This is a genomic window from Brachyspira catarrhinii (genome assembly GCF_005518285.1).
Lineage (GTDB): Bacteria > Spirochaetota > Brachyspiria > Brachyspirales > Brachyspiraceae > Brachyspira > Brachyspira catarrhinii.
Window position 1 is genome coordinate 1 of the sequence record NZ_SJDU01000503.1, and the last position, 1,407, is coordinate 1,407.

Consider the following 1,407-nt stretch of genomic DNA (forward strand, 5'->3'; position numbering starts at 1 on the left):
TGCCTAAAGCGTTTCAAAAAGTTTATACAAAATTAGTTCAAATTACAAAGGCAACCGTAGCTTTAAGAGCCGAAAATGTTGGAAACGATGAAATGGCTTTGGTTGACGGACGCCCCGCTCAAGTTGTAAAAATGATAGGAGATATAGTTACCCTTCAGGTTTTTCAGGGAACGGAAGGAATACCTACAAATGCCGAAGTGGTATTTTTAGGAAGACCTCCGAGACTTAAAGTAAGCGAACTTCTTGCGGGAAGATTCTTCAACGCTTACGGAGAACCTATAGACGGAGGAGCGGAAATAGAAGGTAAGGAAGTCGATATAGGCGGACCTTCGGTTAATCCAGTTAGGAGAAAACAGCCATCCGAACTTATAGCAACGGGTATCGCGGGAATAGATTTGAATAACACATTGGTTACAGGACAGAAAATTCCATTCTTTGCCGACCCCGACCAGCCTTATAACGCGGTCTTGGCTCAAGTTGCGATTAGAGCGGAAGCGGATAAAATTATTTTGGGCGGAATGGGACTTTCAAATGACGATTATTTATCGTTTAGAAATACTTTCACGGAAGCTGGAGCGCTTGATAAAATTATATGTTTCGTAAACACTACGGACGACCCCGCGGTAGAAAGGCTTTTAATACCAGATATGGCATGCACGGCAGCCGAATATTTTGCGGTGGAACATAAAGAAAAAGTTTTGGTTCTTCTTACCGATATGACTCTTTATGCGGACGCTTTGGCTATAGTTTCAAATAAGATGGACCAAATTCCTTCAAAAGACTCTATGCCTGGTTCTTTATATTCCGACCTCGCTAAAATATACGAAAAAGCGGCTCAATTCCCAGAAGGCGGTTCTATAACCATTATTGCCGTTACTACTTTGAACGAAGGGGATATTACTCATGCCGTCCCCGACAATACGGGATATATTACGGAAGGACAGTTATATTTAAGAAGAGATTCCGATATTGGTAAAACTATTATCGACCCTTTCAGAAGTCTTTCGCGTTTGAAACAGCTTGTTATAGGCAAAAAAACGAGAGAAGACCATCCAACGGTTATGAATACTTTGGTTCGACTTTACTCGGATGCCGCTAACGCTAAAATGAAAAAAGAAAACGGTTTCGATTTGACGGAATACGATGAAAGATGCTTAAAATTCTCAAACGAATATTCGGAAAGATTGCTCGCCATAGACATTAATATCAAAATAGACGAGATGCTTGAAACGGGCTGGGAATTAATGGCTAAATATTTCAGTAAAGCGGAAGTGGGAGTTAAAGACTCTTTGGTTGAAAAATACGGAAAATGGGCAAGTTGATTGGTTAAATTGATAAATTTAAAAAAGGTAAATTAAAATGGCATTAAAGTTTCAATATAATAAAACGGCTTTGCAAAATCTCAGA

At 39.7% G+C, this 1,407-nt stretch carries 1 protein-coding gene; it reads left to right on the forward strand.

Annotated elements, in window-relative coordinates; translation table 11 throughout:
- Positions 1 to 1,322, forward strand: a 1,322-nt coding sequence (locus tag EZH24_RS11865; RefSeq protein ID WP_137999285.1) for a V-type ATP synthase subunit B, incomplete at its 5' end; no start/stop codon positions are given.
- Positions 1,323 to 1,407: the final 85 nt, after the last annotated feature.